Genomic DNA, 17,309 nt, shown 5'->3' with positions numbered 1-17,309 from the left:
TTGAGTTTAAAGGTAGATTGCATCACTTCCTAAAAACTAAAAATGATGAATATCATGATTAAAGATTTTGAAACTAAATTTACAGGTTGGTCATTTATTTTGGCAGCCTTGTTATTATGGTTGGGTTGGGCTCTATCACCTCATCATATTGGTGAATATATTGTTGCTGCTGACTTTGAAGCCATTGGAGAAAATGTTTGGACTTGGATTTGGATGTACCGTATCCATATTTTTGGTTGGGTAACTATGGCAATTGCTTTATTTGCTTTAGTATCAGTAACCGCAAGAAAGCCTTATCGTGTACTTATATTGCCTGGTGCTGGTATGCTTATTGTTGGTACGTTTACCTTAGCTATTGCAAATGCTTATTTTTATAATTTTGGTGCATGGGGCGTTGGTCAAACCATGGGAAAATCTGCTGCTGAAATTCAAACTTTTGTAAATGATATATTATACACAAATCAATATGTAACCTGCTTTATTCGTTTTGGACGTGTATTCTCCGGTGTTGGTTTAGTGTTGTTGGGCTACGGATTAATAAGGTGGCACATTGTTGCTAAATGGTTGGGCTGGTTTACGGTGTTGTTAGGGCTTGCCGCTATGGGTATAGTTATGGGTATTCCTGATAATTATGAAATTTACAAACCCCTTTTTCACATAAAGGTAATTTGGTTGATAACTATGGGTGTTATAATACTTATAAACGGCATTCATTTACCAAAAAATGAGAGCTAACCACTGTTTATTAAAGCAACTCATTTTCTTATTCATACCGAAAAAAAAGCCACTTTGTTTATTAAAACAAAGTGGCTTTTTATATTTCAGTTTTTTTAATGTTGGCGAACAGACCTTTTTTGAAATAATTTGGGCAGATTCCACACGTATAATTTTTTTAAAAAAGCGTAAAGGTGTTTTAGTGCCTTTTACTTGTAAACCATGTTAAATATCTTTTCTGGATGCTAATTCTTGTTTAATTTTTCTAAGATTAAAAAAGTTTACTAACACCATAGGAATAAAAAACAATGGTAATAAAACGGTAGCATTAATACCACTTTCTTTCCAATTAAAATAGCTTATAACAAACATAACACCAACAATTCCTGCTAAAACATAAAATGCCATTTTAAAGGTTTTGAACTTTTTTTGTAAATCTAAGGTACTTACTGCCTTAAGGTCATCACGTTTCATAGGGTTATATTTTGTTATTGGTTTGGTTTACATCTGCCATTAAACCACTAGGGTCTATCTGAACATTTTTCACCGATTTTTTTGTTTCAAAACTATAAGTTGGATACGCCCATGCCCAATCTTTAATTTTAGTTGCAGAAGTTGGTTTTTCACCACGCATCATTTGTAATGGTATATAAAAGTTTTCAGTAGTACCATCGTTATAGATTACTTTTAAATCTATAGGCATTGGCATTAACCCTTTACGTTCTAAAGTTATGGTTTTTTCATCAACTGATGTTACAGCATAATCTATAGTGTTTGTAGTTTGTGCAAAATCGGTTAAATACCAATCTAGTTCTAAACCAGAAACTTTTTCTGCAACACGAATAAAATCGTTTGGTGTTGGGTGTTTAAATGCCCAATCTTTAAAATATTGCTTTATGGTTTTTTTAAGATTGTCTTTACCAATTACATAGCCTAATTGTGCCATAAAAACTTGCCCTTTACTGTAAGCTGAAATGCCGTATGCCTCGTTATACATATACCTATCGGCATGTGTGGTTAAAGGTTGTTCTTTACCAGAATTGGCTAAGTAAATATAACCTCTGTAGGCATTAGCTGAAGGGTTAGGATTGTTTCTTTCAAAAATATCGTTCATTGCCCAACCGCTTATATAGCTAGTAAAGCCTTCGTCCATCCACTCATGTTTTGCTTCGTTGGTAGCTAATAAAAACTGAAACCATGTGTGTGCCATTTCATGCGCTGTAACACCAACTAAACTACCATAACTTCTATTGCCTGTAATTAAGGTGCACATGGCATATTCCATTCCGCCATCACCTCCTTGTATGATAGAATATTGTTTGTAAGGATATGTACCAATGTGTTCGCTAAAATATTGCATTAACTCTACAGCTTTAGGTTGCATTTTTTTCCATAAGTCTTTTGTTTCATTACTTAAAGTATTTTTATAGAAGAAATGTAAAAGCGGCCCATTAGGTACTTGCGCTGTGTCATGAATATAGTCTGAATCTGCGGCCCAAGTAAAATCGTGTACGTTTGGTGCTTTAAAATGCCATGTTAATTTATCTCCTTTTACAGGTTTTACTTCTGTAGTCTCGTAACCATGTCCAATCTCGTTTGGATTTTGTAAGTAGCCAGTGCCACCAACAGTATAGTTTTTGTCAATAGTTAATTTTACATCAAAATCTCCCCAAACACCGTGAAACTCACGTCCAATATAAGGGTCTGCATGCCAACCTTCAAAATCGTATTCTGCTAGTTTAGGATACCATTGGGTCATAGAAAGTGCCACACCTTCTTTATTGTTACGCCCAGAACGGCGAATTTGTAGCGGGACTTGTCCATCAAAATCCATAGTAAACGTAACACTGTCGCCCGGTTTAATCGGTGTTGCTAAATCTACTTCTAATACTGTGCCAACGGTTTCATAATTAATAGATGTCCCGTTTTGTTTTAATGAATTTACCTTAATATATCCAATTTCATTAGGTTGTAGTTTACTAATGCGATCGCCAACTCTTGGGTCTGGATCTGCTATGGTTAGAGAGCGTACATCCATTTCGCTTCCTGGTTGAAACGCATTGAAATATAAATGATAAAATACGTTATTTAAAACATCAGGGGAGTTGTTGGTATATACCAGTGTTTGCTTACCCTTATATTGATAGGTATTTACATCCATATCAATTTCCATTTTATAATTTACATGTTGCTGCCAATAATTAGATGTTGAATTATAAGGCGACGTATGAGGTTTAAGAGTATTTAAAACAGGTGTTTCTTTGGTGCTATTACAGGATACAAAAAGAGAAATACAAAAAAGAGAAAATAAAAAACGTTTCATAGGAATTTTTATTAGAAAAAAAGGTTGCTTTTAAAGAACTATTTGTCCTACCAAAGCAACCTTAATATATAATTTTACTACTAATTAGCCATTTTAGATGCCATAATTAAGGCATTGTAGGCATTAACAATTTTACCAGACTTTACAATATCAGCAAATGGTTTTATATCATCAGTATTTCCTCCAACTATAACTTTTGTTTTAATAGATAAACCAGAATCCATAATAACTTGTTTTACTTGTGCTGCTGTTAACTTTGGGTAGTACGAGCGAATTAATGCAGCAACCCCAGCAACCGCAGGAGCAGCCATAGAGGTACCACCTTTAGTGTCGTATTCATTTTCTGGAGTGGTAGAATATACTTGAGCTCCCGGCGCAAATACATCTACATTGCTTTTTCCATAATTTGAAAAACCTGCCAGTAATCCTGAGCCATATTTTGGCGCTAATGCTCCAACTCTAATGTAAGTATCTGATATTTCTTGTCCGTTTATATTATCATCAGGAAAGTTGGGTTCTACATCAACGTTTTTGCTATCGTTTCCAGCGGCATGTACAAATACTACATCGTTTTTAGCTGCATATGCAATAGCATCTCTTACCCAATCGCTGTGAGGCGAGAAACTTTTTCCAAAACTTCCGTTAATAATAGAGGCGCCATTATCTACAGCATAACGAATGGCAAGTGCCACATCTTTATCGTACTCATCACCGTTTGGTACGGTTCTAATACTCATAATTTCAACGTTGTTGGCAACACCATTTGCACCTTTACCATTGTTGCGTTCTGCAGCTATAATACCCGCTACGTGTGTGCCATGGCTTTCATCTTTCTGTACAGGTTTAACATTTCCGTTTCCGTAGTATTTAGAACTCATGTCCTCAGGATCATCGCCATTTACCCTACCTTTAAAATCCTTATTTAAGTTATAGTTTAAGCGCTCGTTAATGCTTTTAATGGCGCTTTCTATTTCCTCAACAGCATCGGCCATGGTGTCTATATCGTTGCTATACATGTATTGTGCAATTTGTTTTGCTTGATTTAGGGCTTGGTCTTCCGTTTTAATAGCCCCAACTTCCTTTTTCGTATAGTCTTTTTTACCAAAATGTTTTGTTAGTGTTTCGTTAGCATTCTTTACTTGCTCGTATACTTGGTCGTACTGTGTTTTTCTTTGCGTCCATTTTGTATATTCTTTCTCATATTCTGCTTTTGCTGCTGCATAATCTGGGTGGCTAGTGTTGCCACTAGCTATAATTCTAACGTATTCTAGTTGCTCGTTGTAACCATCGCCTAAAAAGTTCCAACCGTGTACATCGTCAATGTAGCCATTATTGTCATCGTCTATACCATTTCCAGGTTTTTCATCTTTATTGGTCCATATGTTATCATCTAAATCTTCATGGTCTATATCGATACCAGAATCGATAACGGCTACAATTACTTTTTTTCCTTTTTTATTTTTAATAATTTCAGTGTAGGCCTTGTCTACGCTCATTCCAGGAATGGTATCCTTAAGCAAATCTAAATGTCCCCAATTTTCTTTTTCAGCTTGAGTTAAGTCTGAAACTTTTAATGGAATGGCATCAATATTTTCTTCTGGAGTTAATAGAATTTCACCTGTGCTTCCACACCCAAATAATAGGGCAGATAACGCTATGCTTAGCGTTAATTGTTTAATTGTTCTCATTATATATTAAATTAGTCCTTTTTTAATTAAATACCTCTTCAGCGGTTAAGATATTTTCTAATCTCACGCCTTTTTCGGTATGTTTTACAGTTATAATTTCGTTGTAAGCGTCGTGTTCTAAAAATAAATAAAAGCCATTATCTGCTGCCATGTTTAAAAACTTTTCTTTTTCATTTAAAGTTAATAAAGGGCGCATATCGTAGCCCATAACGTATGGTAAGGGTAAATGGCCAGCGGTTGGAAGTAAATCGGCCATAAAACATATGGTTTTTCCTTTGTAGTTTATCATAGGAATCATTTGCTTGTCGGTATGTCCGTCAGCAAAAAATATGTCGAAACCCAAAGCAGAATGTTTAAGCATGTTGTCTTCTGGAAGTTTGGTAAACTTTAAACGGCCACTATCTTCCATAGGTAAAATGTTCTCCTTTAAAAATGATGCTTTTTCACGAGCATTTGGGTTTGTGGCCCATTCCCAGTGGTCTGTATTACTCCAAAAATTTGCGTTTTTAAAAGCAGGTTCGTAACCTGTTCTGTCTTTATTCCATTGTATGGCTCCACCGCAATGGTCAAAATGCAAATGGGTTAAAAATACATCGGTAATATCATCTCTATGGAAACCGTATTTTTTTAAAGAGTTATCAATACTATCATCGCCCCACATGTAGTAGTAACCAAAAAACTTTTCAGATTGTTTGTTGCCCATTCCGGTATCAATTAAAATCAACCGATTACCATCTTCAATTAATAGGCACCTAGCGCCTAAATCTATCATATTTTTGTCGTCTGCGGGGTTGGTTCTGCTCCAAATAGATTTGGGTACAACACCAAACATTGCGCCACCATCTAACTTAAAATTGCCAGAGTTAATAGGGTATAAATTCATAGTGAACGAATTTACAAAATAAGACTAAAATCAACCATAATGTTAAGAGATTATTATGAAATTACCTGATGCAAACGCTTACCAAAATCAAAAAGTACTTTAATTTCTTTTACGCTTGCTAAACGCTCTTTACTAAAAACCAATAATGCATTGCCATTAGACTCTACGTGGTAATATGGGTTGCTTTCAAAAAAATGTATGAGATTATCATTAAAAAAATTAGTGATGTCTTGTTCGTTATCACCCAACAAATAAAACCTATTAGAAAAATCGGAATGTTTTTGAATAGGAATATCCTTAAACCCTGCAAAGGCATAAACTTTCTCTAAAAAGCCTTCGCGATCTAATGTAAATTCAGGAATGTTAGTATTTAAATTAATATGAAGCATAGTAGAACGCACAACTTCTTTTGCAATAAAATCACCTTCTGAAAACTCTATATCGAACAAGGATATAGTATCATTTTTATAACTCAATTTATTATAAATATGATTGATGGTTTTGGTATTAAAAAAAAGAAAATTGTAGAGAAATTCAATATCTTTTATTTTTTTGGGAGCGTAGGCTAAATGGTAATTTTGAGCTAAAGACTCCATGTTTGTTTGTCGTCTTGTTAAATTATTCTGAATAATTTTTGGCACAGGCAATAACCGTCTTAGCGCGTATGGATGTTCAGAGTCGCTATTGTGCATATCTAAGCCTATTACGTCAAAATGACCACCACGTTTAATAAATAACTCATGATAGTTGTGCATGTTTTCCATTACAGTATGGTCTACAAAACTACACAGTGAAAAATCTACAATAACATCTTGATCTTCGGGAATGGCATCTAATTTTTCTTTTAACCTGTAATAATTTAAAAAGCTGCAAAAATGTTTTACACTAACATAAAAATCGTTATGCCCTTCCTCTTGATACATTAACACGTTTGGTTTTAAAACATTTCTAACGAATAAAGACACTGTTTTGTTTATAACAATGTGAATAACAAGCGTAGTTAACACACCAGCAATAATTCCAGTAATAAGGCCAATTTTTAGGGTTACCAAAAGCGTTATAAAGAAAATAATGAGTTGTTCTTTACCAATACGGCTAATGTTTTTAATAACGTTTGGCGATGCTAACCTATACCCAGTGTATACTAAAATTGCCATAAGTGCAGGCAGCGGAATTCGTGTAAGTTGTGTGCTAAACAAAACAATAAAAAGAACTAAAAAAGTAGCATGAAAAAAGTTAGAAGACCTGTTGGATGCGCCGTTATTTACATTTACAGAACTTCTGGCGATAACGGTAACTACATTTAAACCACCTAAAAAACCACTACCTACGGTTGCTAAACCAAGCGCTTTTAAATCTCTGTTAACGTTAGAGCGTCTTTTTTCAGGATCTAATTTATCAACCGCTTTTATACTTAATAAAGATTCTATGCTTGCTATTAAAGTAATAGCAAAAACACTTCCCCAAAAAGAGAAACTGCCAACTTTAGAAAAATTTGGCAAATGCATATCTTCAATAATATTTTGAATGGAAGGAATACCAGAAATCATATACGCTTTTTCAATGGGGTTTTCTTCATGCAATACTAGTTCAAAATAATAACTGAAAGCAATAGATAAAATAACAATCCACATTGGTGCTGGAACAAGCTGTAAATATTTATTTCTAATTTTTGAATAAAACAGCATAATTGCTAAACTAATAACTCCTGCCAATGCAGCGAAAATAAAACCTTTGTTTTCGTAATGTATGGCGTCGTTTATGGTAAAAGGTATTTCAAAAAGATAATCTAGGGTGTCTTCTCTTTTAATTTTATGGGCCAACATTATGTGAAATTGTTTCCCAAGAATAATAAGCCCAATGGCAGCTAACATGCCTTGTATGGCAGAAGAGGGAAAAAAATCGGCCAGCTTTCCCATTCTAAAAAAACCAAGTAGCATAATTAATACTCCAGAGCAAATAATGGCAGCATAAGCACTCTCTATACCTAAAGTTGTTATAGCTACCAAAAGTACGCCAACTAACCCATTTCCGGGGCCTGCAATGGTAACATGGCTACCTCCAAAAATAGCCACTATAATACCACCAACAATGGCTGCGATAATTCCAGATATTGGCGGCGCATCACTAGCCATAGCAAGACCCAAGCCTAATGGCAATGCAATAAGGCTTACCACAAAACCAGAAAATATATTTCTTGGCAATGCCTTAAAAAAAAGAGCTATGTTATTTTTTTTTGGACTCACTGCAGTATTAATACATCGGTTGGCAATTCGGTTAAAATATGTTCAATATCATGAGGAAATAAGCGGTCCCAAAACGTCATTTTACTAGGGGCATTCATCACTAATAAATCGGCTCTGGATATTTGCGCGTAGTGCCCAATGGAGTAACCTTGTTTTCCAAAAATAGGTTGTAGTTTTACCAATTTGTTCTTGGTATATTCTTCAGGAATATCACTAATTATTTCTTTAATACGTTGGTTTTCCCTTAGCTTAATACGTTCTTTTACAATATTGGCGCGTCTTAACGATTTATCATCATCTACCTTAATGGCTACCTGTTCGTCTTTTATCTCTTCAACAATGGTAATTTTTTCAGAATTCAATTGTTCTGCAACATAAAAAGCGGTGGTAATGGTTTGTTCGGTTTTAGGGTCTTTAAGCCCATTAACTACAATGTGTTCGCAGGGTATTCGTTCTACCGAAGGCTTTATTAAAAGCAAAACAGAGCATTTTGCTTTACGTGTTAATTTTCGAGCAATAGAACCCATATAATAGGTTACAAAACGCTCTCGTTTTGCAGCGCCTAGCACGAGTAAATCTATATTTTTGCTAGCAGTAACCGATAATATTACATCTACAGGGTTACCTTTTTTAAAAACAACTTCATAATCTAGATTATCTTTTTCAAAAGATTTTAAAATTGCGCTAAGCATATTTACTTTGTCTTTTGATGTTTCACCAACGTGAATTAAAAATAATTTAGATTTAAAAAAAACGGCTAATCTAGCAGCCTCAAAAAGATTTGCCTTTAGGTTTGGTGAAAACGCAACGCCTATACCAATGCTATGAAATGGTTTTAAACTCAATAATAAAAAAATTAGTCAAGGGTTGAAAGATAGCATTTTTTGTGGGATATGGTAGGCATCTTACCAATTCAAACTAAAAAAATATAATCTTAATAAATCTTATCATTTTCTTTAAATTAGTGTTTTTAAAAAAATAGACTATATGTTAGAACTAGCAGGTATTATTATTCTTGGCATTTTAGCGCAATGGGTAGCGTGGAAATTTAAAATCCCTGCAATATTGCCATTAATTTTAATTGGGTTGTTTGTAGGACCAATTGCAGCTGAGTATTTGAGTGAAGATGGTGCAAAGTGGATAGAACCTATATGGAACGGAAAAAACGGGCTGTTTCCTGGGGAGGGCTTGTATTATTTTGTGTCGCTAGCTATAAGTATTATTCTTTTTGAAGGTGGTTTAACGTTAAAACGCTCTGAAATTAGAAATGTAGGCCCTGTTATTACTAAACTTATTACGCTAGGTTCTGCCATAACTTTTTTTGGAGGTGGGCTATTGGCTCATTTTATATTTAACTTAAGTTGGGAATTATCGTTTTTATTTTCAGGATTAATTATAGTTACTGGCCCTACGGTAATTACCCCAATTTTAAGAAATATTCCTTTAAAAAAGGATATTTCTACGGTTTTAAAATGGGAAGGCATTTTAATAGATCCCATAGGTGCATTAGTAGCGGTATTGGTGTTTGAGTTTATAAGTGTAGAGGGCGATAGTGGTTTTACAAAAACAGCGTTAATAGAATTTGGTAAAATTATTCTTTTTGGAACCACTTTTGGTTTTACGTTTGCCCATGCCTTGGCATTTGCTATAAATAAAAAACTTATTCCGCATTACCTTTTAAATGTTGTGTCTTTGTCTACCGTGTTATTGGTATTTGTAGAGTCTGAAATATTTGCGCACGAATCTGGTTTATTGGCCGTAGTAGTTATGGGAATGGTACTAGGAAACGGAAAATTAGAAAATATAAAAGAACTCCTTTATTTTAAGGAATCGCTTAGCGTACTGCTTATTTCTATTTTATTTATTTTATTGGCAGCAAACATAAACATAGAAGATTTAGAATTGCTCTACACATGGAAAACAGCATTATTATTTGCTTTGGTGGTTTTTTTAGTAAGGCCAATAGCAGTTTTTGCAAGTACTCATGGCTCAAAACTAAAGTTTAATGAAAAACTGTTTATAAGTTGGGTGGGCCCACGCGGAATTGTAGCAGCAGGTATTGCTTCGCTTTTTGGCAGTAAATTAATTAAACAAGGTGTAGAAGGTGCAGAATACATTACGCCATTAGTGTTTATGATTGTTTTAGGAACTGTATTGTTAAATGCAACAACAGCACGATTATTTGCAAGATTAGTGGGCGTATTTCTTAAAAAGTCTGAAGGTATTTTAATTGTTGGCGCTTCCAAGGTATCACGATTATTAGGGCATTATTTGCTTACAAACAATAGGCATGTGGTTCTTATAGATAGTAACGAACAAAATATTGCAAAAGCCAAAGAGTTAGGTTTAGAGGCTATTAGCACCAATATTTATTCTGAAACTTTAACTGATAATATAGAACTAAACGATGTTGGATATTTAATGGCCTTAACAGGAAATCCTGATATTAACGAATATGCTATTAATAAATTCGGAAAACAGTTTGGAGAGAATGGCTCTTACAGATTGGTTACAACACAAGAAATGCTTGATGATACAATAAACCCTAAAGAAGGCTTATTCTCTCATAAAGACGATTATAGTGCGTTGTTAGAATTAACTAGAGCCTATCCCTCTATACAAGAAATAGACTTAGAAGATAAAGCGCATTACGATAAGCTTATTAAAATTTCTAACGATGATGAAGATATTATTCCACTATTTGTAAAGGATAACGAAGGGGAACTTCATATTATATCTTCGCATAGCTTAGGTTTTGAAAATATTGAGGAAGGCTATCAACTGGTGTATTTAGGCAAACCTTTTGATGTGGATGAGGTACCTACAGCAGATGCAAAAGGCGTAAAAGAAGGATAGTAGATAATTAGATTATTTTCCTTAAAATCTCGACTAATCCTTTTTTTTATAGTTGCGCCCGTACCATAATAAAATACCCGTTATAGGTAAACTAGCAGTTAGTAAACTCACTATAAAAGCAATAATTTTACCTGCAATTCCACCAATGGCACCAATGTGTATATCGTAGTTCATACGTAGAATTTTGTCGGCTACCTTGGCGTCTTTATATTTTCCGTAAATAGCAGGTGTTTCTATTTCTTCTAAAGTATTTTGGTCGAAAAACCTATAATCTGCATCGTAGTATAGCCCTTTGCTATTAGAAACTTCAACATAAATACTTTCGTCTTTTGTTTTTGGGTAGTGTAGTTCGTAGGCCTCTGCTTCTGGATTTTCTTTTAATAATTTTACAATTAAAATATCCATTGGCACTACATCATTATGCGTTGTATGTTCACTCTTGTTTTCAGGAATAATAAAAGCAGGTACTTTTTCTCCACCAGTAGATTTGTAAACTACGTATTTTAGCCAATTATAGGACATCACAGATCCTGTAAAAGCCAGAACTAAAGCCAAAGCACATACATAAAACCCTATAACTGTATGTAAATCGAAATTCTTACGTTTCCATCGTGTAGTATTTTTCCAGTTGAAAGTTACGCGTTGTTTTAAATTCTTTTTTTTCTTAGGAATCCAGAGTATAAAACCTGAAATTATAATACAGATAAAAATTAAAATTGAGGCACCAACCACCTGCTCACCAATGGCTTTTGGCAACCACAATCGCATATGGCCTTTTAGTATAAAAGCAAAAAATCCTGATAAATGATTATCTACCTGAATAACCGCACCAGTATATGGGTTTAAAAATACACTTTGGTAAAATTCGGGCTCTGCATCATAAAAAATAACTTCAATAGCATCATCGGCTTTTTTAAAAACCGTACCATGTACCGTGTTGTTAGGAAACACATTTTTTGCCAACTGTTTTGCTTGTGTTGGTGTTAAAATAGGTTGGTTTTGTGGTGCTACTTTTTTGTAATCGTCGTAAATACTTTCAATTTCATCCCTAAAAGCCCAACAACAACCTGTTATAGCAACAATAAACACAACTAAACCCGTGGTAAGGCCTAAAATTTTATGTAATTGAAAAACGAATTTTTTAAAGCTCATTGAAAAACATGTTAGGGTAACAATCAAATTTTAGTTAGAGCGCTGTTAACAATTTTTTAAATACATTTTAACAGCACTCTAAGTTTTATGTTTAATTAAAATTGATACGAAATATTCGCAAGTAACGTCCTAGGCATTTGTGGATTTATGGTTGTCCACCCCTTGTAATATTCTTTGTTAAAAGCATTATTAAGTTTTAACCCAATTCTGTATTTGCTAGCTTGATAAAACACAGAAGCATTGGCAATGGTATAACTTGGTAAAATAAACTCGCCAGTAGAGGCATAGTTTATAGCAAAACGTTCGCTTGCACCATTAAAACCAAATCCTAGTCCAAAGCCTTTTAAACTACCGTCTTGAAATTCGTAGTTTGCCCAAAAATTATATAAAGTTTCAGGACCTGCTTCTAAGGGTCTACGGTTTAAAATTTCTGTATTGTCCGATTTTGTTGTTTCACTATCATTGTTGCTGTAACCTGCTCTAATATTTAAGCCATCTATCGGATTCGCATTAATTTCAATTTCAAAACCTTTACTCACCACTTCACCACCTTGTATTTTATTAAATGGTGAAGAGGGATCTGTAATTACCCTATCTTTAACTTTAATATCGTAGTAACTAACAGTAGCATTTAATCGGTTATTAAATAAGTTTGTTTTTATACCAAACTCTAATTGATTTGCTTGTTCTGGGTTAAAGGTTTGTAGGGTTTGTGGCCCTTCATCAGGATTCCCTACCAGTTGTGGCGCAACGTTGGTAAAACCATTTTGGTAATTTCCAAAAACAGACAGTTGGTCTTTAATTGGCTGATATACCACACCAAATTTAGGCGATAATGTAGTTTGGTTATAATCGTCGTCAGGATTTGTTAAATCACCTTCATTATCAAAATGGTCTAAACGCAAGCCAACCATTGCAGAAAGCGTTTCAGTAAAGTTAATAACATCAGAGGCATACAAACTATAAATATGATATTTAGTTTTTGCATTGGCTACACCTTGTGATGCTAATGCGGCGTCTACTGCCGAAGTTGAAAGTGGGAAGGCATCTGTTTCAACATCTGCTGTAAAAGGATTGTCGCCATTGCTACCACCATCTGGTGTAACGTTACCGTAAAAGGCATAACCCGTACTATTATTGGTTTGCGTTTCATTAAAATAATCTACACCAACAACCATTCTATTGCGTAAGCTACCAATATTAAAATCGCCAATAAAATTTTGTTGAATATCGGTAGTTTGTGTGTTCGCATTTTGCTTATTGATGTAGCGAGAATAGGTATCACCTTCTAGCACACCAAAATCAAATAAATACGAATAATAGCCTTTTGTAGATGTAGAACTTTTAGAAAGTAGAGTTTGCGATTGCCATGTATCAGACAATTTATAATCCATTTCAATTCTGTAATTCTGTGTAGGATTTTGTAAACTTAAGTCGTTGCTAGTAAACGATAGTTTATTGTTATAACCTAATTCTTCTAGATTAGAAGATGCTGTTGGCACACTTCTGTTTAAAAACAAAAACGTAGGGTTGGTTTGTTCCGCTTGGGTTATTTCTCCGTAAAACGAAAACGATAATCTGTTATTTACCTTATAAGATAAAGAAGGTGCTACAAAAAATGATTTTCTAAACCCTGCATCCTGAAAACTTTGTTCTGTGGTGTAGGCTGTGTTTAACCTAAAATATAAGTTGTCTTTCTCACTTAATGCAGTATTAAAATCGCCCACAATTTGATTGAGTCCGTAAGTGCCAGAAGTAAAAGATAATTCGCCACCAGTGCCAACATAAGGTTTTTTAGTAACCACGTTTATAAGACCACCATAAGAACTTACTGCATTGCCAAATAGGGTTGCGGAAGGCCCTTTAAGCACTTCTATACGCTCTATATTTGCAGGATTTATGGTACCGTTAGTTAAACCAGGTAAACCGTTTACTAGTTGAGGTTGTACTGAAAAACCACGAAGTGCATAATACCCAGCACCATCGCCTCCGCGCCCAGTAGAAGTCCATAATTGTTCTACACCTGTAGCATTTTTTAAGGCATCATCAAAATTGGTAACTATTTGAGATTTTAAAATTTCGTTGGTTATGGTGCTATAAACTTGGGTGTTTTCAATATCCTTTAAAGGGAGTTTAGACACATAGGCTGTTTTTTTTCTTGAGAACTTATTGCGACGTTCCCCTTCAATAAGCACTTCGTTTAAAATTTCGTTGCCTTCGTAAAGTAGTATTGTTTCTAAATGCACATGGTTTTGGTTTGAAATAGAAAACGACACTTCTTTAGTTCTATAACCTATAAATGAGATGGATAGCGTATAATTACCATCACTAATATTCGAAATTTCAAAGACACCGTTTTCATTAGTTTGTGTGCCTTTTGTTGTATTAATTATAGAAACATTGGCGCCAAATATAGGGGTGTTGTTATGGTCTACAACTGTTCCTGTTACAGAATTAGTTTGGGCTATGGCGCTATGGAGTATTAAAAATAGGGTTAAGATTGGTAATAGGTTTTTCATCTGTTTTTATTTAGACTTAATATAAATAATAAATTCAGGGCAAAAATATGTGTGAGATTTCATTTCTCCAAATTATTTATAATAAATCTAAATAAGAATTTTTAACGTGCTGATTTTGAATAATAAATTTTGATTAATTGATGAAAAAATATGTTTGGATAGGTCTGAAAGTGAATAAAAAAGCTTTAAAAAACATACTTTAAATTATATATAACCGCTGTGGTTTTTATTCTAAGCTAGGTAGGGGATTTTCATTGGGCTTGCTTATAAAGCTCATGAAATAGTATTTAAACTAACTTTTTTGTTGCTGTAAAGCTTCGTTGTGTTAGGTTATATAAAAAGTAAAAAACCCCACTTTTGTGTTAAAGTGGGGTTTATAAAATATTATTGCTAAAGATTTTTTTTGTTAACCTATAATATGCAGTTCGTTAAATTCTTTAGTTAATACTAGAGTGTTATCTCCATTTATTTTTAAATCTTTCAACGGTATATCTACGTTATCTACTTGAACTTTAGTGATTTTAAACGGCAGCCCATGTAAGTTCAACTTAAATGTTTTATAAGTTGTGATAAACTTACCTGTTTTATGTTGTTGAATTATTAATTCTTTTTTCTTTCCAGACAACTTAAAGCTTCTTAGGCTATATCTACCCTTAATGTAATCGTATCCATCTGTAGCATCTTCGTATACCATAGATTCTTCCTTACCTTCGGTATAATATACATCTAGTAATAATTCGTCAATGGTTTTTTCTCCAACATATTGCTGCACTGGGTACTTAGGAATAATAGCGCCTTCTTTTACAAAAATTGGCATACTATCTAAATCGGCATCAACCCAAAGTTCTTGTCCGCCAGTTACCAACTCATCTGTCCAGAAGTTGTACCATTTCCCTCTTGGTATGTACATGCGTCTTCCTTTTTGGTTAGGGCCGTTTACTGGACATACTAATATTTTTTCACCAAAAACAAACTCGTCGTTTCTGTAATATGTTTGCGGATCGTGTTGATCGTATAGCACTAAGGATTTTAAAATAGGAATGCCCTCTTCGGCATATCGCCAGAACGCTGTGTAAAGATATGGTAGTAATTGGTACCTTAATTCTATAAACTTACGCACTACATTAGTAATGGTTTCGCCAAAAGCCCAAGGCTCTTGGTCGCCATGGTCTCCAGAGGAATGTGTTCTACAAAAAGGGTGAAATATCCCCAATTGAATCCAACGCGCATATAATTCGCCATTAGGTTGCTCTGCAAATCCTCCAATATCAGATCCTACAAATGAAAAACCAGACATGGCCATTCTTTGGGCTTGTAGGTTTGCAATATTTAAGTGGTCCCAAGTGGCCACGTTATCACCCGTCCAACTAGATGTGTAACGTTGCGTACCAGAATAAGCAGCTCTCGTAATAACAAAAGGACGTTTTGGATACGAGAATTTTTTCAAGCCTTGGTAAGTGGCACGTGCCATTTGCATACCGTAAACGTTGTGCGCTTTTCTATGGCTACATTGGTTGCCATCATAATCATGCCTAACATCGTTAGGAAAGGTTTTTCCAGGCACATCCATTACTGCGGGTTCGTTCATATCGTTCCAAACACCTTTTACGCCTATATCTTCAACAAGTTCTTTAAAAAGGTTAGACCACCAGTCTCTTACTTCTGGATTGGTAAAATCTGGGAAATAACATTCCCCTGGCCATACTTTACCTTTCATGTATGGCCCATCGGCGCGTTTACAGAAATAGTCTTTGTCTAGACCTTCTTTAAACACCGAATAATCCATATCTATTTTAATACCTGGATCTATAATAACAATGGTTTTAAAACCATCATCTGCCAATTCCTTCACCATGCGCTTAGGGTCGGGAAAATGTTCTTTGCTCCATGTAAAACATCTAAAACCTTCCATGTAATCGATGTCTAAATAAATAGCATCGCAAGGAATTTGTAACTCTCTAAACTTAGCTGTAATTTCTTTTACGTTTGATTCTGGATAGTAACTCCATTTACACTGGTGGTAGCCTAAGGTCCAAAGTGCTGGCATTTCATGGGGTTTCCCTGTTAGGTCGGTATAGTTGGCAACAACCTCCGACATATCTGGGCCATAAATAAAATAGTAATTCATTTCGCCACCGTGTGCCCAAAAACTTGTAATGTTTCTACGTTCTGCACAAAAATCGAAAAAAGAACGGAAGGTATTATCAAAAAAGATACCATAGGCTTTTTTATGGTGTAGTGCTGTATAAAATGGGATAGCTTTGTATATAGGGTCTGTTTCCCTACCATAAGCGTAAGAATCGGTTACCCAGTTTTCAAAACGTTTTCCTTTTAAGTTATTATCCACTGGCTTGTCTCCAAGGCCGTAATAGCTTTCACCAGATTGGGCGGTTTTAGACATTTTTACAACATCGCCACCAAACTCATAGCTTTCTTCCCAATGAAACCCTAATTCGTCTTCGCAGATTAGCGTTTTGTCTTTGGCATCAAAAATTGAAGTTCTTAAATCGGTTTTTGATACGTTGCAAATTAGTTTTGCAGTAGTGATAATGTAGTTATCATCATCTTCGGTAACTTCTAAATGATTGTAACCTCTACTTGCATATTTTGTAATGGCATAAGAAAAATCGTTTTCAAAAATACCAGTGGTAGTGTACCTAAAACGCAAAATACTATCGCGACGCACGGTAACTTCTAAAATAACACCGTTTTCTGCGGTAAATGAGAGTACGTTAAGGTTCTTTTCGTACTTAACTATTTTGGAGGGAAACAGGTTTCCTTTATATTCTAATTCGGTATTTAATATCATGTAAACAGGTATTAAAATTAATCCACGAAAATACTAAATTTTAAATGTCTGATGAGTTACTTTTTATTAAAAAATAGGTTAATTAATTATGCAAAACCTAATAATGGCTTGATTAAATT

The 17,309-nt window shown here is 34.5% G+C and carries 11 protein-coding genes; 2 read left to right on the top strand and 9 right to left on the bottom strand.

Annotated elements, in window-relative coordinates:
• Nucleotides 1-42 precede the first annotated feature (42 nt).
• Nucleotides 43-735, top strand: a complete 693-nt coding sequence (locus CLV33_RS07130; RefSeq protein WP_235420513.1) for a hypothetical protein — start codon at nucleotides 43-45, stop codon at nucleotides 733-735.
• 204 nt (nucleotides 736-939) lie between these two features.
• Here the strand turns inward: CLV33_RS07130 and CLV33_RS07120 are convergent, their stop codons facing one another.
• The 6 genes from CLV33_RS07120 to CLV33_RS07095 form a co-directional block, all read right to left on the bottom strand.
• Nucleotides 940-1,188: a hypothetical protein gene (locus CLV33_RS07120; RefSeq protein WP_042240278.1), complete on the bottom strand. Its 249-nt coding sequence runs from the start codon at nucleotides 1,186-1,188 to the stop codon at nucleotides 940-942.
• A gap of 4 nt (nucleotides 1,189-1,192) precedes the next feature.
• Complete coding sequence (locus CLV33_RS07115; RefSeq protein ID WP_105473310.1) at nucleotides 1,193-3,037, bottom strand: M1 family metallopeptidase; 1,845 nt, start codon at nucleotides 3,035-3,037, stop codon at nucleotides 1,193-1,195.
• 80 nt (nucleotides 3,038-3,117) lie between these two features.
• Nucleotides 3,118-4,725: a S8 family peptidase gene (locus CLV33_RS07110; RefSeq protein ID WP_105473309.1), complete on the bottom strand. Its 1,608-nt coding sequence runs from the start codon at nucleotides 4,723-4,725 to the stop codon at nucleotides 3,118-3,120.
• A gap of 22 nt (nucleotides 4,726-4,747) precedes the next feature.
• Nucleotides 4,748-5,608 (bottom strand): MBL fold metallo-hydrolase, encoded by an 861-nt coding sequence (locus CLV33_RS07105; protein WP_045371572.1) that lies wholly within the window; start codon nucleotides 5,606-5,608, stop codon nucleotides 4,748-4,750.
• A gap of 53 nt (nucleotides 5,609-5,661) precedes the next feature.
• The gene (locus CLV33_RS07100; RefSeq protein ID WP_105473308.1) at nucleotides 5,662-7,854 is read right to left on the bottom strand and encodes a SulP family inorganic anion transporter; all 2,193 of its coding nucleotides are present in this window, start codon (nucleotides 7,852-7,854) and stop codon (nucleotides 5,662-5,664) included.
• Entirely contained in the window at nucleotides 7,851-8,699 is an 849-nt protein-coding gene (locus CLV33_RS07095; RefSeq protein ID WP_105473307.1) for a universal stress protein, read from the bottom strand. Before CLV33_RS07095 ends, CLV33_RS07100 begins: the two co-directional genes overlap by 4 nt.
• Nucleotides 8,700-8,841: 142 nt before the next feature.
• Between CLV33_RS07095 and CLV33_RS07090 the strand changes: the two genes are divergently transcribed.
• Nucleotides 8,842-10,710: a cation:proton antiporter gene (locus tag CLV33_RS07090; RefSeq protein WP_105473306.1), complete on the top strand. Its 1,869-nt coding sequence runs from the start codon at nucleotides 8,842-8,844 to the stop codon at nucleotides 10,708-10,710.
• A 33-nt stretch (nucleotides 10,711-10,743) separates the two neighbouring features.
• Here CLV33_RS07090 and CLV33_RS07085 read toward each other — a convergent pair whose 3' ends face one another.
• The 3 genes from CLV33_RS07085 to CLV33_RS07075 all read right to left on the bottom strand — a co-directional run bounded on the left by CLV33_RS07085 (nucleotide 10,744) and on the right by CLV33_RS07075 (nucleotide 17,190).
• Nucleotides 10,744-11,862, bottom strand: a complete 1,119-nt coding sequence (locus CLV33_RS07085) for a PepSY-associated TM helix domain-containing protein (RefSeq protein WP_105473305.1) — start codon at nucleotides 11,860-11,862, stop codon at nucleotides 10,744-10,746.
• A gap of 95 nt (nucleotides 11,863-11,957) precedes the next feature.
• The gene (locus CLV33_RS07080) at nucleotides 11,958-14,381 is read right to left on the bottom strand and encodes a TonB-dependent receptor (protein WP_105473304.1); all 2,424 of its coding nucleotides are present in this window, start codon (nucleotides 14,379-14,381) and stop codon (nucleotides 11,958-11,960) included.
• 406 nt (nucleotides 14,382-14,787) lie between these two features.
• Nucleotides 14,788-17,190, bottom strand: coding sequence for a glycoside hydrolase family 31 protein (locus CLV33_RS07075; protein ID WP_105473303.1), 2,403 nt, complete (start codon nucleotides 17,188-17,190; stop codon nucleotides 14,788-14,790).
• Between the last annotated feature and the right edge of the window lie 119 nt (nucleotides 17,191-17,309).

It is taken from the genome of Jejuia pallidilutea (assembly GCF_002973595.1).
GTDB lineage: Bacteria > Bacteroidota > Bacteroidia > Flavobacteriales > Flavobacteriaceae > Jejuia > Jejuia pallidilutea.
Note: the sequence above shows the minus strand (reverse complement) of the source record. Positions and strands in the feature narration are given on the sequence as shown.